Consider the following 18,560-nt stretch of genomic DNA (forward strand, 5'->3'; position numbering starts at 1 on the left):
ACTGAGGCTTCCTTGAAGAGGGAGGGGAACCGGGTGGCGGGAGGGGCAGCCCCCGCCACCCGGTCACAACGGCTCACAACGGCCCGTGCCAGGCCGTTCGCTCAGCCCCACAGCCCCAGCAGGAACGGATACGCGTCAAGGATCTTCCCCGGCCCGTGGATCACCTCACGGAAGGTGAAGACGAGGTATTGATCGCCCTTGACCGCGAAGAAGTGCATCTCGTCGCCCACCGCCGCCGAAGCGATGGCATCGGGCCTGCACGGCTCGGGCAGGTGGTCCAGCCGCACCGGCCGTATGTCGCGCCGGTCCGCGCCCCGCTTCCCGGCCGCCGGCCCCCGCGGCACGTCGATCAGCGCCGTCGCCCCCTTCTCCCCGAACACCAGCTGGTACCGGCCGTCGGGAGTCCCCTGCACCGCCGCCTTCACCGCCCCGCCGATCACCGGCTCCAGCTGCTCGCGCGGAAAGTAGAAGTCGGTGCTGCGCAGGCTCTCGCCGCTGCTCCGGTCCGAGAACTCGACGGCCAGGTCGCCCTTGACGCCCACGTACCGGTGCTCGCTCCACCCCGGCGCCCGCGTCACGAAGTCGAAGCCGCCGTGGAACTCCTTCGGCAGGTGCGGGAACTGCTCGCTGATCTTCCGCGGCCCGGCCTCCACCCGGTTCCGCTGCGAGAAGCGGACGACCTCCTCGCCACGGAAGCCGTCGAAGACGATGTACGGCGTGGTGCTCCCCGGCACCCACTTCGACACCGTGCCGAAGATCCCGCCGGACGCCTCCAGCGAAGCCTTGAGCGCATTGGTGAGCGTCGCCAGGATCCCGAGCGAACTCGGCTCGACGACCGTGCCCGCCAGCGCGTGGAAGAGCTTCGCCTCCCCGCGCGGCTCCACGGCCTCGAAGCGCCAGACCCTGTTCTCCTCGTCCCCCGCCTGCTGCTCGACGACGGCACCGGCGGCCGCCGAGTGGCCGCGGACGTTCAGCCCGAGCCCGCTGTGGACGTTGACGATCCTGCGGTCGTCATCGTCCCGGATCTCCCAGGTCTGACTCTGGTAGGCCGGGTCGTTCTCCTCCAGGTGCCGCTGTTCGGCCGGCGCGCCCGGGTCCTTGCGGCAGTACCGCACCTGCAGATAGCGCCCGCTGTGCTGGTTCTGCAGCCGGTAGACGTGCTCACCGCCCTGCCCGGGCTCCAGGCGCCACGCCTGGCTCGCGCGCTGCGGCCAGTCGTGGAGCGGCTCCTGGACGATATCGGCGGCGTCGTGCCTGCTGAGGCCCCGGACCGTCAGGTACAGCCCGGTTTTCTCGTTCCTGACCAGGTACGTGGTGGTGGCGTGGACGCTCATGAACCCTCCTGGGTACGGAGCGGACGTCGGAACGTGCGGGTCAGGCCGCCCACCCTAGGGCCGGGGAGGGAGGGTGCCCAGGGCAGCCCCGGCCAGTTCCTGACGGGTGGCGAGCTCCGCCTTGACCGCGGCGAGCTCCTTCGCGTTCCGGTCGATCTCCTGCCGCTGGTACGCCGCGTCGACCGCGAACCAGACGCCCACCACGTTGTGTTCCCCCTTGCACCGCGCATCGGCCGCCGCCGTCTCCCGCTCCTCCGCGGACGGCTCGGGCGTGCGCCAGGCCGCGTCGGCCGCGGCCTTGAGCGGATCGTCGTACGAAGCGAAGCCGCGCTTCTTCATGCAGGCCGCCCATTGGGCGAAGACGCGCACCACGCGCGGGTCGCGCTGCGAGCGCTCGAAGCTCCCGGAATTGATCCGGTCGGCGACCGGGGCGTCTCCCCCGGCCTCGGCGCCGTCCGCCCGCAGCGCGGAACGCGCCTCCCCCAGACAGCCGCCAGCGGGGACCGTACGCCCGTTGACCCGCTGCCCTCCCTTCGCAGCCGCGCTGCCCGGTTTGGCCCTGGGGTCGTCCGTACCGGTGAGGACGATGCTCGCCTCGGGGGCGAGCGCCGGCGGCGAGGGCGGCCGGGGCGGCGTCCGCGGGCTGCCGGGCGGGGCAAAGCCGTGGCGGGCGGCGGCGGTGGGATCGGTGATGCCGTAGCGGTACTGCGTACGGGTCTCGGGCCGGAAGGGGGTGGAGGGGGCAGGCGGGTTATAGGCGACCTCGAAACGGCGCATACAGCGTTCTACGAGGGTGCGTTGTGCGGCATCGAGGCGGTCCGCCTGCTCATTGGTGAGGAGGTAGGGGTCGATGGGAAGGGAATGGGAGGCCGCGGACGTCATCGCGGGAAAGGCACTGGGCTGCGGGACCTTGTCACCGGACGAGGACCCCGAACACCCCGCGAGCGCGAGGAGCGCGCCCGCGAGGGCGACAGCGAAGGCGCCCCGCCCGTGACGACGGGCGGGGCTCCCTTTACGCGAGGGGTGCTCGGTCACCCGAAACGGCCCGACTCGTTGTTGTTCCGCAGCTGGTCGTTGAGGTTCGCGGCGCCACCGGGCGCGATGCGCTGGTGCGCGCCCTGGTAGTTCGGCAGCGAGTAGACCGTGAAGGCGCTGTTGAAGTCCCAGTTGTCGACCGACGCCGCGTTGTTCCGCACCGTCGCGTTCGATCCCTCGCTGCCCCGCGTGGAACTGCTCGACACGAAGGTGTTGCCCCGGTAGTTCGCGTCGTTGTGGGCCTGCTTGTGGATCGCACCGGTGTAGTTCTGGTAGTAGAACAGGCACGCATAGCCGGTCGAACAGCTCTGCGTGAAACTGTCCGTCGCCGCGGATGCCGGCGAAGTGGCCAGAAGGCCCGAACCCGCGGTGGCGACGGCAATCGCCCCGGCCACGGCCAAACGCTTGAATCGCATACCAAAGCCCTCCTGTTTCGTGTGTTTGCAGGAGCAGGAAGCGTTTCGGTTTCGTGCGCCATCCTGTCCGGCGGGAGGGAGGAAAGACAGCGCCTTCGATCCTCATCGAAACTCGCAGCTCGAATTCACGAGTGCGGAACCCGTACGGGTACGGACGTGCAGCACGCTCGTTCCGTGCGGCATGGTCCTGAGCAGGCCCGCGTCCCGCAGTGCCGACAGGTGATGGCTCACCGTAGGAGCGGAGACGCCTACGCGGCGGGCGAGCTCCCCGGAGGTGCACGCCGTCCCGGCCGCGATGAGGATCCCGGCGCGCGTCGCCCCCATCAGCCGGGCCAGCGCCTTGTCACCCGCGGGGTCGGATTGCGGCTGAACCGCCGGGTGCACGAGGACCGGCGGCGCGTCCGGGTCCTCGGGCAGGTGCGCCACGCCGTGGCAGAAGTACGACGGCTGGAGCAGCAGCCCGCGGCCGCGGAGGGCGTAGTCCCTGTCCACGGCACTGCGGACGTGCAAGGTCGGCGGCATCCACCGCATGGTGGGCAGGTAGCTGCGGAGCAGGCCGTTGACCCCGCCGTCGAGCAGGGCCCGGATCCGCAGGGCGCGGTCGCCGTCCACGCTGGACCGGATGTCGTCCCAGTACGGTTCGACGGCGACCTCGCGGTACGCCTCGGGCGGGCGCGGGTGCGGCGGCGACTGCCCGAACCGCGCGAGGACGTCGCGGTGCCAGTCGGCGTAGCGCGGCGGCACGACGCGTCTTCGTAAGTGCCGCAGACTCAGCACGAGTTCCCACGCGGCGTCCGGTGCGGTGGCGACGCGGGTGTTCAGCAGGTCGGTGTCCGTGAAGTGAATACGCAGCACCGCCGCAGAGTGTCAAGGGTGCTCCGGGGGCACCAGGCGAAATGCGGCTGAGGTGCACTTTGGCCGACTTCGGCGGGCGAGGCGGGGTGCGGCTGGGCGGGATGCCGGGATGCCTGTACGCGTCACCGCCTGCCCGTGGAGGGCGGCGCCCCTCGCGCGGCTTGCGCGGACATGGCGCGCAGCAGGGAGACGCGGGCGCGGACGTCCTCCGGGTCCTGGCCGTCCGGGGGCGGTTCGACGCCGCGGCAGGTGCGGCAGAGGCCGCCGGGGAGTGCCTCGGGACGGCCGGGGATGCCGCAGTCGGCGCATTCCATGATCCAGCGGGGTGGGGGTGCCGATTCCGGTTCCCGGCTCGGGGATTCCGGTTCCCGGCTCGGGGCGGGGGCGGGGGCGGGAGGGGGTTCCGGAGGAAGCCTGTCGATGAGCCTCTTGCGGGTGAAAGCACCGGGGCAGTGGATGACGCCGGGGAGCCCGTTGCTGAGGATCCGCGCGAAGGCCTGAGGCGTGACACCCCGCGCGAGCCACTCGGCTGCGAGGGGTTCGAGCGCGGTGCATTCGGCGGCGGAGAGGATCAGGCGGGGGTCGGAGCAGCCGAGGGTGGCGAGGGCGATGTAGGCGGGGGAGGACTCGGGTCGGGGCGGGGCCTGGGGCGGGGCGGTGGCCGCGGCGTCCGTGGTGGTGGCCGGGGTGGTGGCCGGGGTCGTCGGCAGGGCGGGCTTCCCCTCGGCGTTCTCCAGAAAGGCCTCCCACCAGGCGTCGTCCCGTGGCGTGCGGGAGAAGAACCAGCGGGACACCCACTGGGTACGCCCTTCGCCGGCGACTCGCCGGATGCGGCGCAGGTGGCCGGCTGCGGCGAGGGCCTTGAGGGCGGAGGCCACGGCCTGCTGCCCGTAGGCGGGGAGCTCCTTGGCGAGGGTCTTGATGTCGACGGCGGCGCCGTCGGGGAGCCGGTCGATGTGGGAGGCGATGGACGCCTCGCGGGCGGGGAGGCGGGCGAAGTCGTCGCGGGAGCGCGGGGCTTGATCGGGTGCGGTGCGTTTGCCGTACCCGGGTGCGGCCATGGGGGGAGCGGTAAGGTGGACAGCAGCCACGAGATCAAATTCCCTTGATCTTGGAGGTCAGACCCCGGCTCGGTGCGCTAACACCGGTCCGGGGTCGCTTTGTTGTGGCGCACGCTACACGCTGAGCGCGGGGTGTGTATGCGCGGTTGCGGAAAGTCATGCAGGTGTGGTTACGCGCGAGCGCGGGCGTGAGCGGCGCGAGGCTTGGGTGGGAGGGTGGGGAGAACCCACCGCCCATTCCTTGTAGGGGACGCTCGAATCCCGACCCCCGAATCCCGAGGCTCGCCTGGGCACGGGGCGGGTACGGGGCGAACGGCGCCCGACGGCCCCGAATTCGGAGCCCCGAGCCTCGGGGGTCGGGGTTCGGGGGTTGGGGGTTGGGGGGTGGGTGGGGATCCGTGGGTCGGGTGCGGGTCCCCAGCCGCGCCCGTTCTGACCCGCACCTGAACCACGGGCCCCCACCCGCTGTACGCGTCTACGGCGCGGCGACGTACCCGATGAACCCCGCCCAGGCGGGGGCGCCTACGGCGACTTGAGGGCCCGACCCTTGTTTTGAGTCCCGTATGTGTATGACGCGCGGCCCATTGGCTACCTCGACGCAGTTGTCGCCTTCCTCATCGCTGTAGCTGGACTTGAACCACATCAGCTGGTAGCTCACAGTCTGTCCACCATCCGCTCGATGAATTTCACGGAGTCCTCGGGGCCGAGAGCCTGAGCAGAAATCCTTGCGTACTTCTGCTCCAAGTGGCTGACATCCTTCGGCTCCGTGACCAGCTCAGTCAGGGACTGCCCCATCACATAGACGATCCGACGGAGCTCCGGCATTTCCAGAAGCACCATCCCACCGCTCAGCACGCTAGGAACAGCCCGCTCGTAGGGCAGGATCTGAAAGGTGACGTTCGGCAGTTCCGCGGATTCCGCGAGATGCAACAGTTGCCGCTTTTGCGCCTCGGCACCACCCAGCGGGACATGCAACGCCGCCTCGAAGACCACGAACCCGAAGGGCACCGTAGGCCTGGTCCTCAGTTGCTTCTGACGCTCCAGGCGCACCGAGAGCCTCTCCTCGACCTTCTCCTGCGGCACCGGGGGCCAGACACCGCCCATGAGCGTGCGCGCGTACTCCTCGGTCTGCAGCAGCCCTGGGATGAGCAGGCCCTCCAACGACCGCCACGAAATCGCGATGGCCTCGCTCTCCATAAAATCCCGGGAACGATTGGGGATCTTGTCCCGCGTCAGATACGACAGGCCCGCCTTCAACTTTCCCCTCGCACCGAACAGCTCATCCGCGATCTCCGCCATTCTCGGCGGACACGCCCGTCGCCCCTGTTCCACGGACCTCACCATTTCCGCGGAATAGCCGACGGCCTCAGCCACTTCCTCTCGTGACAGCCCGGCCTCCTGGCGCCACATCATGAACTGGTTTCCGAGATACCGATGGTTGACCGGAAGGAAAACCTCGCCCACGCCCATACCCTCCCTGTTACAGACAGCACACCCTCTGGCCAGAGATTCCGCACATCACCGGCCGTAGCCATCCCGTGACCCGTCACGCTACGCCGCCGTGGGCATCAATATGCCGTGAGTAATGAAAATCCCCCGCGGAGCGTCTACCGCTTCGGCATCTGGACCCTCACCCCCGACCGCGAGCCCGACGCCGAGCCCGTCACGTACGCCATGCAGTGCGCCGTCTGCGAGGAGCGCTCCGCGCCGGGTGAGGACCCGGGCGACGCCCAGGCGTGGACCTTCCGGCACGCCGGGCGGAACCCCTCCCACCACACCTACCGGGAGGTGATCACCCGGCCCTGGCGCGCCTGGATGGCCTGAAGAAACGGCGCGCGGTCACACCCGGTCGCTCGGATACGCTAAAGGCCTCCATATACCGCCCGCGACCAGGGAGCAGCCGAAATGGCTCGACACCTCATCACCAGCGCCCTTCCGTATATCAACGGGATCAAGCACCTGGGCAACATGGTGGGGTCCATGCTCCCGGCGGACGTGTACGCCCGGTACCTCCGCCAGACCGGTCGCGAGACGCTGTTCATCTGTGCCACCGACGAGCACGGGACCCCGGCCGAGCTGGGTGCCAAGGAGCTCGGCCTGCCCGTGGCCGACTTCTGTGCTCAGCAGCACGACGCGCAGAAGGCGATCTACGACGGCTTCGCGCTGTCCTTCGACTACTTCGGCCGCAGCTCCTCGCCGGAGAACCACGAGATCACCCAGCACTTCGCGCGGCAGCTGCAGAAGAACGGCTTCATCGAGGAGCGCTCGATCCGCCAGGTCTACTCCCTGGCGGACGGCCGCTTCCTGCCCGACCGCTACATCGTGGGCACGTGCCCGCACTGCGGCTACGACAAGGCCCGCGGCGACCAGTGCGAGAACTGCACCCGCGTCCTGGACCCGACGGACCTGATCGACGCGCGCTCGGCGATCAGCGGCAGCAGCGAGCTGGAGGTCCGCGAGACCAAGCACCTCTTCCTCCTCCAGTCGGCCCTGCAGGGCGAGGTCGAGGCGTGGATCGACGAGCACGGCAAGGACTGGCCGGTCCTGGCGTCCTCGATCGCCCGCAAGTGGCTGACCGAGGGGCTGAACGACCGCGCGATCACCCGTGACCTGGACTGGGGCGTGCCGGTCCCGGCGGACACGTGGCCGGAGCTGGCGGCCGAGGGCAAGGTCTTCTATGTCTGGTTCGACGCCCCGATCGAGTACATCGGCGCGACGAAGGAGTGGGCGGGCCAGGACCCGGAGAACCGGGACTGGAAGTCCTGGTGGTACGAGGCGACGGACGTCCGCTACACCCAGTTCATGGGCAAGGACAACGTCCCCTTCCACACGGTGATGTTCCCGGCCACCCAGCTGGGCACCCGCGAGCCGTGGAAGAAGGTCGACTACGTCAAGGCCTTCAACTGGCTCAACTACTACGGCGGCAAGTTCTCCACGTCCCAGAAGCGCGGCGTCTTCACGCACGACGCACTGGAGCTGCTGCCCGCCGACTACTGGCGCTACTTCATGATGGCCAACGCCCCCGAGTCGGACGACACGTCGTTCACGTGGGAGCTGTTCTCGGCCACGGTGAACAAGGACCTCGCCGACGTCCTCGGCAACTTCGTCAACCGCGTGCTGTCCTTCTCCAAGAAGCGCTTCGGCGAGACGGTCCCGGCCGGCTCCGAGGCGGGCGAGGCCGAGACGAACCTGGGCCGCGAGATCGCCCAGCTGCTCCAGGAGTACGAGGAGCACATGGAGGCCATGCAGTTCCGCAAGGCCGCGCAGGCCCTGCGCGCGCTGTGGAGCGCGGGCAACTCCTACCTGGAGACGAAGGCCCCCTGGCTGCAGATCAAGACCGACCCGGAGGCCGCGGCGCTGACGCTGCGCACGGCGATGAACCTGATCCACCTGTACGCGGTGATCTCGGAGCCGTTCATCCCGCAGTCGGCGTCGGCCCTGCGCCTCGCGTTCGACCTCGCCGACGACACGCGGACGTGGGTTACGAAGGACGAGGCCCGCTCGCTGTCCTTCGTCCCGGCCGGTACGGCGTTCAGCGTCCCGCCGGTGCTCTTCGCGAAGATCACCGAGGACGACCTGGAGGCCTACCGCGAGCGCTTCGGCGGCGGCGAGGAGACGGCGGCCTAGCCACCCCGTAGACCAAGCGGCGAAGGGCCCGGAACCGAGGAGGTTCCGGGCCCTCCGTGCGTGCCGTGCGTGCCCGTTGATGGAACGGTAATCGTCCGTTGAGGCGGGCGGGCCAGGCTGGGAGCCACACCGTACGGGGGAAGCCGGGAAGACGAGGAAGAGCAGTGTTCAAGAAGCCGATCACCATCAGCGTGCACGCCACCGACGAACTGGCGCGGGCCCGGTTCGCCCGGGAGGTGCGGGCCGTGCTGCCCGGGGTGCAGGTGGTGCGGCGGGGCGAGGAGGGGGCCGTCGACTTCGTCCTCATGGGGGCCGACGACCCGGCCGCGGCGGCCACCCTGCGGCGGCTGGCGCGCGCGGGCGAGGCGCCGGTGGTGCTGGTCGCGGACGAGCTCGGGGAGAGCGAGCTGATGGCGGTGGCGGAGTACGGGGTGAGCTCCGTGCTGTGGCGGCCGGCGATCACGCGGCGGCAGCTGTCGCGAGCCGTGCACAGCGCTGCGGGATGCTGCCCGAAGCTGCCCATGGTGACCGCGCTCATGTGACACTGCCGTCATGGTGACGACAGAGCGGGCCATCCCACCCCTGACGGCCGATGAGCGCACCACACTGGAGAGTTGGCTGGACTTCCAGCGCGCCACCCTCGCGCGCAAGGTGGCCGGACTGACCGACGAGCAAGCGCGGGAACCGGCGGCGCCGCCGTCCGCGCTGAGCCTGCTGGGCCTCGTGCAGCACATGGGCGAGGTGGAGCGGCAGTGGTTCCGCAGAGTGCTCCAGCGCGAGGCGGTGCCGTGGCTGTACGGGCCGGGGGCGGGCGGTGAGGCGAGAACCGCCGAGCTCCTGGACGAGGCCCACGGGGGCTTCGCCGTCGCGCCGGACGCGAGTCTCGCGAGGGCCGTGGCCGTGTGGCAGGAGCAGATCGCGCGGTCCCGGTCGGCGTGCGCGCCGCTGTCGCTGGACGCGGTGGGGACGGTGCGGGGGCAGGAGGTCTCCCTGCGGTGGATCTACCTGCACATGATCGAGGAGTACGCGCGCCACAACGGCCACGCGGACCTGCTGCGCGAGCGGACCGACGGGGAGACGGGCCACTGACGACACGCGTGAGCCCCCGCGCCGAGGACGGCGCGGGGGCTCAGCACGTAGCGGCGCTGAAAGTGCGTACTACTTGACGACCGGCTTGCGGATCGACAGGTGGAGCTCCTTCAGGCGGGCCTCGTCGACCTCGCTCGGGGCGCCCATCAGCAGGTCCTGCGCGTTGCCGTTGAGCGGGAAGGCGATGGTCTCGCGGATGTTCGGCTCGTCGGCCAGGAGCATCACGATGCGGTCGACGCCCGGGGCGATGCCGCCGTGCGGCGGGGCGCCGAACTTGAAGGCGCGCAGCATGCCGCCGAACTCCTTCTCGACCTCCTCCTTGCTGTAACCGGCGATCTCGAACGCCTTGTACATGACGTCGGGCTCGTGGTTACGGATGGCGCCGGAGGACAGCTCGGTGCCGTTGCAGACGATGTCGTACTGCCAGGCCAGGATGTCCAGCGGGTCCATCGTGTTCAGCGCCTCCAGGCCGCCCTGCGGCATGGAGAAGGGGTTGTGCGAGAACTCGATCTGGCCGGTGTCCTCGTTCTTCTCGAACATCGGGAAGTCGACGATCCAGCAGAAGCGGAAGACGTTCTCCTCGAAGTGGCCGGCGCGCTTGGCGGCCTCGACGCGCACGGCGCCCATGATCTTGGAGACCTCGTCGAACTCGCCCGCGCCGAAGAAGATCGCGTGGCCGGGCTCCAGGCCGAGGCGCTCGGCCAGGGCCTTGACGTTCTCCTCGGTGAGGAACTTGGCGATCGGGCCGGTGAGGGCGTTCCCCTCACCGACACGGACCCAGGCCAGGCCCTTCGCGCCCTGCTCGACCGCGTAGTCGCCGAGGCCGTCGAAGAACTTGCGCGGCTGGTCGCCGGTGGCCGGGACGGCCAGCGCGCGGACGTGCTTGCCGGCGAAGGCCTTGAACTCCGAGCCCTCGAAGACGTCGGAGACGTCGGTGAGCTCGAGCTTGGCGCGCAGGTCCGGCTTGTCGGAGCCGTACTTGAGCATGGCCTCGCGGAAGGGGATCCGCGGGAAGGGGGAGGTGACGTGGCGGCCGTTGCCGAACTCCTCGAAGAGGTCGGTCATGACCTTCTCGATGACCTGGAAGACGTCCTCCTGCTCGACGAAGGACATCTCCACGTCGAGCTGGTAGAACTCGCCCGGCGAGCGGTCGGCGCGGGCGTCCTCGTCGCGGAAGCACGGCGCGATCTGGAAGTAGCGGTCGAAGCCGGCGATCATCAGCAGCTGCTTGAACTGCTGCGGGGCCTGCGGCAGGGCGTAGAACTTGCCGGCGTGCAGACGGGACGGCACCAGGAAGTCGCGCGCGCCCTCGGGGGAGGTGGCGGACAGGATCGGGGTGGCCAGCTCGTTGAAGCCGAGGTTGGTCATCTTCTCGCGGATGGAGGAGATGACGGCCGAGCGCAGCATGATGTTGCTGTGCATGCGCTCGCGGCGCAGGTCGAGGAAGCGGTACTCGAGGCGGCGCTCCTCGTTCACCCCGTCCTCGGCGTTGATGGTGAAGGGCAGCGGCTCGGCGGCGCCCAGGACCTCGACGGCCGAGACCTCGACCTCGATCTCACCGGTGGGGAGCTCGGGGTTGACGTTGTCGGCACCGCGGCTGACGACCTTGCCGTCGATGCGGACGACCGTCTCCTTGGTGAGGTGGCTCAGGGCCTCGTTGGCGGGGGTGCCGGGACGGGCCACGAGCTGCACCAGGCCGTGGTGGTCGCGCAGGTCGATGAAGAGGATGCCGCCCAGGTCGCGCCGATTGTGCAGCCAGCCACTCAGTCGCACGTCGGTGTCGACGTCAGCCGCACGGAGCTCGCCGCAGGTGTGGGACCGGTACCGATGCATCGTTCATCCAAGTCGTGATCGAGGGCGTGGGCCAGCCCGCCTACGGCACAGGGCTCATACCTGCGGCACAGGGCTGGCGTGCATACAACACGGGAGCAAGGGTACTGCGCGCTTGTGAAGATCCGCCCACCGTACCTTCGGTGGTACCCCCTGCGTAGACCTGCATAAAGTAGGGCAATGCGCACCGAGGACGTACTGGCCGCCACCGCGACCGGCCTGTGGCACTGGGACGACGCCACGCGCATCGCCACCTTCGACGCCGAGGCCGCCCGGCTGCTGGGGCTCCCCGCCGCCCGTACGCAGCTGACGGAATCCGCCGTCAGAGCCCGCTTCCACGCCGTCGACTGGGTGGAGATCATGGGCGTGATCAGCCTGGCCGTGGCGGAGGGCACGCTCGCCGAGGCGCGGATGCGGGTGGTGGACGAGGAGGGGCGGGTCCTGCGGACGGTGCGCAGCCGGGCCCGTCCGCAGCTGCGGGCCGCTGCCGCCGGGCGGCTGGACTTCGCCATGGTCGGGACGCTGCAGGAGGTGGCGGAGCCGCACCCGGGGACGTCGGCGGCGCAGGCGACGATCACGGGCGACTGGCGGCGCAACCGGGAGGCGTTCCTGCTGGACGCGGGGCGCGCCCTCGCGGAGGCCCGCTCCACCGCCGAGGTGCTGCGGGTGGCCGCGGGGCTGTCGATGCCGGGCTTCGAGCCGTCGGGGCTCGCGGTCTTCAGCGGGGAGGGCAGCCGGGTCCGGGTGATCGGGCACCACGGGTACACACCCGGGAGCGCAGAACCGTTTCTGGACCTGCCCATGGACGCGGCCTACCCCGCCGCCGAGGTCATCCGCACCGGCCGGGCCATCTACCTGCCGGCCCCCGAGGACTACCAGCGCCGCTTCCCCGAGGCCTGGAACGACGTCGCGCACTTCGGGCGGCAGTCCTGGGCGTTCCTGCCGCTGATCAACGCGGGACAGATCATCGGGGCGTGGATGGCCGGATTCAGCGTGCCGGTGTCCTTCACCCCCGACGAGCGGTCGGTGCTGACCACGGTCGCCCGGATGCTCGCCCAGGCCCTGAGCCGGGCCAGCGTGCACGAGTCCGAGCGCGAGCTGACCGTCGGCCTGCAGCGGTCCATGATGCCCACCCTGCAGCAGGACATCCCCGGCATGGCCGTCGCCGCGCGCTACGTGCCCACCGGCGGCGGACTGGAGGTCGGCGGCGACTGGTACGACATGATCCCGCTCCCCCTCGGCAGGATCGCCCTCGTCATCGGCGACGTCCAAGGACACGACGTACGGGCCGCCGGGCTCATGGGCCAGCTCCGGATCGCCCTGCGCGCCTACGCCTCCGAAGGGCACCACCCCGACGCGGTCCTCTCCCGCGCCTCCCACTTCCTGGCCGGGATCAACGCCTCCGAGACCGAGGGCGACGAGACCGAGCCGCGCTTCGCGACCTGCCTGTACATCGAGGTCGACCCCGAGAGCGGGCGGCTCGACATCGCCCGGGCCGGCCACCCCAACCCGGCCATCCGGCTCGGCGACGGGACGATGCTCGTCCGCAACACCGCCGGCGGGCTGCCGCTCGGCATCGACCCCGACACGGACTACCCCACGACGCGGCTCGTCCTCGAACCCGGCGAGACGATGATCGTCTGCACGGACGGGCTGATCGAGACCGGCGGCCACGACCTGGACAGCGGGTGGGACCGGCTGCGCGGCGTCATCGAAGGACAGCCCCTGGACCTGACAAGGGCCTGCACCGGCGGCGAGCCCGACGGCGACCTGGAGGCGCTCGCAGACGCCCTCGTCCAGGCCGTCCACGGGCCCTCCTCGTACTACACCACCGGCCCGCTCCTGGACCGCCGCGAGGACGACATCGCCGTCCTGCTGCTCGCCCGCGCCGTCGGTGCGGCCGGCGCCGAGCCCGCGACCGTACCGCGGCCCGTGCGGCGCACCGTCCTCACCATCGCCCAGGCCGAACCGGAACGCATCGCCGAGGCGCGGCAGCAGGTCCGGGACCTCATGCACGACTGGCCGGACGGAGACCAGGTCGACTCCGCCGTCCTCATGGTCTCGGAGATGGTCACCAACGTCCTCGTCCACACGGACGGGGACGCGGTGCTGATCGCCCGGATCACCGGCGAGCCGGGCGCGCGGTGCGTCCGCGTCGACGTCTCGGACAGCAGCGACGAACTGCCGCACCGGCGCCACCCCGGGGAGATGGCCTCGTCGGGGCGGGGGCTGGTGCTGATGGAGATCCTGGCCGGGGCGTGGGGGGTGGACCCGCGCGGCGAGGGCAAGAACATCTGGTTCGAGCTCTACGAGAAGGAGGGCGCGGGGGTGACCTCCCTTGCGGCCGGCTAGAGGATCACCCCCGCCGAGGGACCCTCCTCGACTGCCGGACCGGCAATCCACCCCCGCCGCGGGGCAGGCAACCACGGACGAGGTACCCGGCGGCGCCGCTACGAGCCCGAGGGGCGGCCCTCCTCCACTGCCCGACCGGCAATCCACCCCCGCCGCAGCGGCGAGCAACCACCGACGAGATACCCGGCGGTGCCGTACGTACCTCAGGCGGGCTCGGCACCGCCGGAACCCGCCGCGGGGGCTGAGCGCCGCCGCGGCGGATTCATAGGCGCGAGCGCCCAAACCGCCCCCGCCGCGCGGCCGGCGCCCCGCGGCGGATTCATGGGCGCGAGCGCCCGCCCGTACCCGGCTCGCCCCCCGCAGGGGCTACGCCGGGATCACGCCCAGGCGCCCCGCCTGGTAGTCGTCGAAGGCCTGGGCCAGTTCGGCGTGAGTGTTCATCACGAACGGCCCGTAGTGCTGCATCGGTTCGCGGATCGGCAGCCCGCCGAGCAGCACGACCTCGAAGTTCTCCGTCCGGGACTCCTGCTTCTTGTCGGCCCGGATGGTCACCGAGTCGCCCTGCCCGAAGACGACCGTCCGCCCCATCGAGAAGGGCCGCCCCTCGGCGCCCGCCGACCCGTGCCCGGCGAGCCCGTAGGCCAGGGCGTTGAAGTCGGTGCGCCAGGGCAGGGTCAGCTCCGCGCCGGGGCTCACGGAGGCGTGGATCATCGTGATGGGCGTGTGCGTCGCGCCGGGCCCCTCGTGCCCGGCCACGTCACCGGCGATCAGCCGGACCAGCGACCCGCCGTCCTCGGAGGCCAGCAGCTTGACGCTGCCCCCGCGGATGTCCTGGTACTTCGGGGCGATCATCTTGTCGTCCCGCGGCAGGTTCACCCACAGCTGGAGCCCGTGGAAGAGGCCACCGCTGGTGACGAGCTCCTCCGGCGGCGTCTCGATGTGCAGCAGCCCGGAGCCGGCCGTCATCCACTGGGTGTCGCCGTCGGTGATGACGCCACCGCCGCCGTGCGAGTCCCGGTGCACGAACGTGCCGTCGATGATGTAGGTGACGGTCTCGAAGCCGCGGTGGGGGTGCCACGGGGTGCCCTTGGGCTCACCGGCCGCGTAGTCCACCTCGCCCATCTGGTCCATCATGATGAACGGGTCGAGGTACTGGTAATTGATCCCCGCGAAGGCCCTGCGCACGGGGAATCCCTCGCCCTCGAAACCCGCCGGAGCCGTGCCGACGTACAGCACCGGCCGCTGCGGGGCGCCCGCCGGGGCGGAGACCCGCGGCAGGGTCAGCGGGTTCTCGACGGTCACTGCTGGCATGACGACCTCCTCGGTTCGTTCATCGTTCAAGTTAGTTGAAGGGTGAACAACCTGCAAGGTCCACCGCATTCCCGCGGCGCGGCCGCAGCCCACCCACGGCGGATCCCACGGCGGATCCCCACGGCGGATCCCACGGCGGATCATGGACACTGGATCAATGCGCCAGAACGCCACCGGCCCCCGCCCGGCCGCCGTCACCGCCTTCGTCGCCGCGGTCGTGGCGCTGGCCGGACTCGGCGTCGTCGTGGCGAACCACGGCCTCGCGACGGACTCCCCCGTGGCCGACGGCGACGCCTCCGGCCACTTCTCCCAGCCGAAGGCGCAAGGGGACGAAACCGCGCAGGCGATGCGCTCGGCCGTCCGCACCGAGCACGGCACGGCCCCCCTCAAGCCCGCAAGCAGCGGCAAGACCGACCCGCTCCCGGCCTCCGAGCCCCTGCGCGCCGCGGAGGCCCCGGCCTCGCCCGCCGTCGGGCCGCTGTTCTACACGGGTCAGGGCGAGCCCGGGCACGGCTGCAGCGCGAGCGTCGTGCACAGCCCCAAGGGCGACCTGATCGTCACCGCCGCGCACTGCGTCTACCAGGACGGCTTCCGCACCGACGTCGCCTTCGTGCCGGGCTACCGCGACGGCGTCGCCCCGTACGGCGTGTGGGTGCCGACGTCGGTGGACATCGCCCCGGAGTGGGCGGCCGACCGCGACCCGGACCACGACGTGGCGTTCCTGCGGGTGCGCAGACCGGACGGGGACGGCACGCCGATCGAGCAGGTCACGGGCGCGGAGCGGATACGCTTCCGGCCGCCGGCGGACCGGCCGGCGCGGGTGATCGGCTACCCCCTGGGGGAGGAGCGCCCGGTCTCCTGCCAGAACCGCACGCAGACCCACAGCCCCACGCAGCTCCGCTTCGACTGCGCGGACATGCCCAACGGCACCAGCGGCGGCCCGTTCCTGACGGACGTCGACCCCGCGACCGGACTGGGCACGATCAACGGGGTCGTGGGCGGCCACGACGAGGGCGGCGACGAGGAGACGTCGTACAGCTCGTACTTCGGCGACGGGATCGAGTCCCTCTACCGGAGAGCGACGGGCAAGGGCTGAGCCGGCCCACCCCCGGCAGGCACCCACGGCTCAGCCGTAAAGCCTCCGCATCGTGAAGTCCACCATCTGCTCGACCGCCTTCGCGTCGAACACCATCCGGTGGTCGCCCTCGATGTCCAGCACGAAGCCGTAGCCCGTCGGCAGGAGGTCGATCACCTCCGCGCCCGTGATGACGAAGTACTTCGACTCCTTGCCCGCGTACCGCCGCAGCTCCTTCAGCGAGGTGAACATCGGGATCACCGGCTGCTGGGTGTTGTGGAGCGCGAGGAAGCCCGGGTTGTCGCCGCGCGGGCAGTAGACCTTCGACGTGGAGAAGACCGTCTGGAAGTCCTCCGCGGACATCGAACCCGTGGTGAAGGCCCGCACCGCGTCGGCGAGCGACGGAGGGGACGGCTCCGGGTAGAGCGGCTGTTCGCCGTAGACGCCGGGGCCGCCGGGCTGCGGCGGCGGTGGCGGCGGCGCGTAACCCTGCGTGCCCGCGTTCTGGTCGTAGCCGTACATGCGCCAAAGCGTAGCGGCGTACGCCGCGTCCGGGGCACGGGCGGCCGATGTCACGGACCGGCGCCCGGCGCGCCCGGTCCGTCGATTGAGACTGGTCACAGTCGGTCCGACAGGGGTTGCGTCTTATTACCGGTGGGTAGCATCATGCAGATTACTGCCCGGTACGTATTTGAGGGTTCGTCCTCCCAGTCACTACGGAGCCGTTGTCATGGGCCACTACAAGTCGAATCTCCGCGACATCGAGTTCAACCTCTTCGAGGTCCTCGGCCGCGACAAGCTGTACGGCTCCGGCCCGTTCGCGGAGATGGACGTCGAGACCGCCAAGGACATCCTGTCGGAGATCACGCGCCTCTCGGAGAACGAGCTGGCCGAGTCCTTCGCCGACACCGACCGCACCCCCCCGGTCTTCGACCCCGAGACCAACACCGCCCCGATTCCGGACACCTTCAAGAAGAGCTACCAGGCGTACATGGACGCCGAGTGGTGGCGCCTCGGCATCCCGGAGGAGATCGGCGGCACCACCGCCCCGCGCTCGCTGATCTGGGCCTACGCCGAGTCGATCCTGGGTGCCAACCCGGCCATCTGGATGTACTCCTCGGGCCCGGCCTTCGCCGGCATCCTCTTCGAGGAGGGCACCGAGCAGCAGAAGCACATCGCGAAGATCGCGGTGGAGAAGCAGTGGGGCTCCACCATGGTGCTGACCGAGCCCGACGCCGGCTCGGACGTGGGCGCCGGCCGCACCAAGGCCGTGCAGCAGGAGGACGGCTCCTGGCACATCGAGGGCGTGAAGCGCTTCATCACCTCGGGTGAGCACGACATGGCGGAGAACATCCTCCACTACGTCCTCGCCCGCCCCGAGGGCGCCGGCCCGGGCACCAAGGGCCTGTCCCTCTTCCTCGTGCCGAAGTACGAGTTCGACTTCGAGACCGGTGAACTGGGCGAGCGCAACGGCGTCTACGCCACCAACGTCGAGCACAAGATGGGCCTGAAGGCCTCCAACACCTGTGAGATGACCTTCGGCGACAAGCACCCCGCCAAGGGCTGGCTCATCGGCGAGAAGCACGACGGCATCCGCCAGATGTTCATGATCATCGAGTTCGCCCGGATGATGGTCGGCACGAAGGCCATCGCCACCCTCTCCACCGGCTACCTCAACGCGCTGGAGTACGCCAAGGAGCGCGTGCAGGGCCCGGACCTGGCCGACTTCATGGACAAGACCGCACCCAAGGTCACCATCACGCACCACCCCGACGTGCGCCGCTCGCTGATGACGCAGAAGGCGTACGCGGAGGGCATGCGCGCCCTCGTGCTCTACACCGCCTCCGTCCAGGACGAGATCATGGTCAAGGAGGCCGCGGGCGAGGACTCCAAGGCGCTGCACGGCCTCAACGACCTGCTCCTGCCGATCGTCAAGGGCTACGGCTCCGAGAAGTCCTACGAGCAGCTCGCCCAGTCGCTGCAGACCTTCGGCGGCTCCGGGTACCTGCAGGAGTACCCGATCGAGCAGTACATCCGCGACGCGAAGATCGACACCCTCTACGAGGGCACCACGGCGATCCAGGGCCAGGACTTCTTCTTCCGGAAGATCGTCCGTGACCAGGGCCAGGCCCTGAACACCCTCTCCGAGGAGATCAAGAAGTTCCTGGCCACCGAGGCCGGCGGCGAGGACCTGGCCGGCGCCCGCGGTGCGCTCGCCAAGGCCGCGGTGGACCTGGAGGCGATCGTCGGCAAGATGATCACCGACCTCACCGCCACCGGCGAGGACGTCAAGAACATCTACAAGGTCGGCCTGAACACCACCCGCCTGCTGCTGGCCTCCGGCGACGTCGTCGTCGCCTACCTGCTGCTCAAGGGCGCAGCCGTGGCCGCCGAGAAGCTCGCCGACGCCTCCGCCAAGGACAAGGCCTTCTACACCGGCAAGATCGCGGCGGCGAAGTTCTTCACGACCGACATCCTGCCGCGCGTCTCCGTCGAGCGCTCGCTCGCCGAGGCCGTCGACAACTCCCTGATGGAGCTGGACGAGGCCGCGTTCTGATCGGTACAGGGCTGTTGA

General features: G+C 70.3%; 17 protein-coding genes. 7 read left to right on the plus strand and 10 right to left on the minus strand.

What is annotated here, in order from left to right:
- Positions 1-101: 101 nt before the first annotated feature.
- The 7 genes from FGW37_RS15690 to FGW37_RS15720 form a co-directional block, all read right to left on the minus strand.
- Positions 102-1,334: an RICIN domain-containing protein gene (locus tag FGW37_RS15690; RefSeq protein WP_179081610.1), complete on the minus strand. Its 1,233-nt coding sequence runs from the start codon at positions 1,332-1,334 to the stop codon at positions 102-104.
- A 54-nt stretch (positions 1,335-1,388) separates the two neighbouring features.
- The gene (locus FGW37_RS15695; protein ID WP_179081611.1) at positions 1,389-2,216 is read right to left on the minus strand and encodes a hypothetical protein; all 828 of its coding nucleotides are present in this window, start codon (positions 2,214-2,216) and stop codon (positions 1,389-1,391) included.
- Between the two features lie 149 nt (positions 2,217-2,365).
- Complete coding sequence (locus tag FGW37_RS15700; protein WP_179081612.1) at positions 2,366-2,785, minus strand: peptidase inhibitor family I36 protein; 420 nt, start codon at positions 2,783-2,785, stop codon at positions 2,366-2,368.
- A gap of 102 nt (positions 2,786-2,887) precedes the next feature.
- Positions 2,888-3,640, minus strand: coding sequence for an ArsR/SmtB family transcription factor (locus FGW37_RS15705; RefSeq protein WP_179081613.1), 753 nt, complete (start codon positions 3,638-3,640; stop codon positions 2,888-2,890).
- A gap of 122 nt (positions 3,641-3,762) precedes the next feature.
- Positions 3,763-4,701 (minus strand): MarR family transcriptional regulator, encoded by a 939-nt coding sequence (locus FGW37_RS15710; protein WP_179081614.1) that lies wholly within the window; start codon positions 4,699-4,701, stop codon positions 3,763-3,765.
- Positions 4,702-5,176: 475 nt separating this feature from the next.
- Positions 5,177-5,344: a DUF397 domain-containing protein gene (locus FGW37_RS15715; RefSeq protein ID WP_179084723.1), complete on the minus strand. Its 168-nt coding sequence runs from the start codon at positions 5,342-5,344 to the stop codon at positions 5,177-5,179.
- Positions 5,345-5,355: 11 nt separating this feature from the next.
- The gene (locus FGW37_RS15720; RefSeq protein WP_246430407.1) at positions 5,356-6,165 is read right to left on the minus strand and encodes a helix-turn-helix domain-containing protein; all 810 of its coding nucleotides are present in this window, start codon (positions 6,163-6,165) and stop codon (positions 5,356-5,358) included.
- Positions 6,166-6,279: 114 nt separating this feature from the next.
- Between FGW37_RS15720 and FGW37_RS15725 the strand changes: the two genes are divergently transcribed.
- The 4 genes from FGW37_RS15725 to FGW37_RS15740 all read left to right on the plus strand — a co-directional run bounded on the left by FGW37_RS15725 (position 6,280) and on the right by FGW37_RS15740 (position 9,417).
- On the plus strand, positions 6,280-6,525 hold the full coding sequence (locus FGW37_RS15725; RefSeq protein ID WP_179081616.1) for a DUF7848 domain-containing protein: 246 nt from the start codon (positions 6,280-6,282) through the stop codon (positions 6,523-6,525).
- A gap of 81 nt (positions 6,526-6,606) precedes the next feature.
- Positions 6,607-8,328: a methionine--tRNA ligase gene (metG, locus tag FGW37_RS15730; RefSeq protein ID WP_179081617.1), complete on the plus strand. Its 1,722-nt coding sequence runs from the start codon at positions 6,607-6,609 to the stop codon at positions 8,326-8,328.
- 164 nt (positions 8,329-8,492) lie between these two features.
- Positions 8,493-8,870 (plus strand): DNA-binding response regulator, encoded by a 378-nt coding sequence (locus FGW37_RS15735; RefSeq protein WP_179081618.1) that lies wholly within the window; start codon positions 8,493-8,495, stop codon positions 8,868-8,870.
- 10 nt (positions 8,871-8,880) lie between these two features.
- Positions 8,881-9,417, plus strand: coding sequence for a DinB family protein (locus FGW37_RS15740; RefSeq protein WP_179081619.1), 537 nt, complete (start codon positions 8,881-8,883; stop codon positions 9,415-9,417).
- 69 nt (positions 9,418-9,486) lie between these two features.
- Here the strand turns inward: FGW37_RS15740 and aspS are convergent, their stop codons facing one another.
- Complete coding sequence (aspS, locus tag FGW37_RS15745; protein WP_179081620.1) at positions 9,487-11,250, minus strand: aspartate--tRNA ligase; 1,764 nt, start codon at positions 11,248-11,250, stop codon at positions 9,487-9,489.
- Between the two features lie 177 nt (positions 11,251-11,427).
- Between aspS and FGW37_RS15750 the strand changes: the two genes are divergently transcribed.
- Positions 11,428-13,599 (plus strand): ATP-binding SpoIIE family protein phosphatase, encoded by a 2,172-nt coding sequence (locus FGW37_RS15750; protein ID WP_179081621.1) that lies wholly within the window; start codon positions 11,428-11,430, stop codon positions 13,597-13,599.
- A gap of 366 nt (positions 13,600-13,965) precedes the next feature.
- Here FGW37_RS15750 and FGW37_RS15755 read toward each other — a convergent pair whose 3' ends face one another.
- Positions 13,966-14,910: a pirin family protein gene (locus FGW37_RS15755; protein WP_179081622.1), complete on the minus strand. Its 945-nt coding sequence runs from the start codon at positions 14,908-14,910 to the stop codon at positions 13,966-13,968.
- A gap of 157 nt (positions 14,911-15,067) precedes the next feature.
- Here FGW37_RS15755 and FGW37_RS15760 point away from each other — a divergent pair, with 157 nt between their 5' ends.
- Positions 15,068-16,006, plus strand: a complete 939-nt coding sequence (locus tag FGW37_RS15760; RefSeq protein WP_179081623.1) for a trypsin-like serine peptidase — start codon at positions 15,068-15,070, stop codon at positions 16,004-16,006.
- A gap of 30 nt (positions 16,007-16,036) precedes the next feature.
- Here the strand turns inward: FGW37_RS15760 and FGW37_RS15765 are convergent, their stop codons facing one another.
- Complete coding sequence (locus tag FGW37_RS15765) at positions 16,037-16,507, minus strand: SseB family protein (RefSeq protein WP_179081624.1); 471 nt, start codon at positions 16,505-16,507, stop codon at positions 16,037-16,039.
- Positions 16,508-16,715: 208 nt separating this feature from the next.
- On the opposite strand from FGW37_RS15765, the gene FGW37_RS15770 reads away from it, so the two are divergent.
- Entirely contained in the window at positions 16,716-18,542 is a 1,827-nt protein-coding gene (locus tag FGW37_RS15770) for an acyl-CoA dehydrogenase (RefSeq protein WP_179081625.1), read from the plus strand.
- Positions 18,543-18,560 lie beyond the last annotated feature (18 nt).

Source organism: Streptomyces rectiverticillatus (assembly GCF_013394065.1).
Classification (GTDB): Bacteria; Actinomycetota; Actinomycetes; order Streptomycetales; family Streptomycetaceae; genus Streptomyces; species Streptomyces rectiverticillatus.

Excerpts from the sequence above, each read along its gene's own strand:
- FGW37_RS15690 (WP_179081610.1), bottom strand. The coding sequence starts at position 1,334 with ATGAGCGTCCACGCCACCACCACGTACCTGGTCAGGAACGAGAAAACC.
- FGW37_RS15695 (WP_179081611.1), bottom strand. The coding sequence starts at position 2,216 with ATGACGTCCGCGGCCTCCCATTCCCTTCCCATCGACCCCTACCTCCTC.
- FGW37_RS15700 (WP_179081612.1), bottom strand. The coding sequence starts at position 2,785 with ATGCGATTCAAGCGTTTGGCCGTGGCCGGGGCGATTGCCGTCGCCACC.
- FGW37_RS15710 (WP_179081614.1), bottom strand. The coding sequence starts at position 4,701 with ATGGCCGCACCCGGGTACGGCAAACGCACCGCACCCGATCAAGCCCCG.
- FGW37_RS15715 (WP_179084723.1), bottom strand. The coding sequence starts at position 5,344 with ATGTGGTTCAAGTCCAGCTACAGCGATGAGGAAGGCGACAACTGCGTC.
- metG (WP_179081617.1), top strand. The coding sequence starts at position 6,607 with ATGGCTCGACACCTCATCACCAGCGCCCTTCCGTATATCAACGGGATC.
- FGW37_RS15740 (WP_179081619.1), top strand. The coding sequence starts at position 8,881 with ATGGTGACGACAGAGCGGGCCATCCCACCCCTGACGGCCGATGAGCGC.
- aspS (WP_179081620.1), bottom strand. The coding sequence starts at position 11,250 with ATGCATCGGTACCGGTCCCACACCTGCGGCGAGCTCCGTGCGGCTGAC.
- FGW37_RS15750 (WP_179081621.1), top strand. The coding sequence starts at position 11,428 with ATGCGCACCGAGGACGTACTGGCCGCCACCGCGACCGGCCTGTGGCAC.
- FGW37_RS15755 (WP_179081622.1), bottom strand. The coding sequence starts at position 14,910 with ATGCCAGCAGTGACCGTCGAGAACCCGCTGACCCTGCCGCGGGTCTCC.
- FGW37_RS15760 (WP_179081623.1), top strand. The coding sequence starts at position 15,068 with ATGCGCCAGAACGCCACCGGCCCCCGCCCGGCCGCCGTCACCGCCTTC.
- FGW37_RS15765 (WP_179081624.1), bottom strand. The coding sequence starts at position 16,507 with ATGTACGGCTACGACCAGAACGCGGGCACGCAGGGTTACGCGCCGCCG.
- FGW37_RS15770 (WP_179081625.1), top strand. The coding sequence starts at position 16,716 with ATGGGCCACTACAAGTCGAATCTCCGCGACATCGAGTTCAACCTCTTC.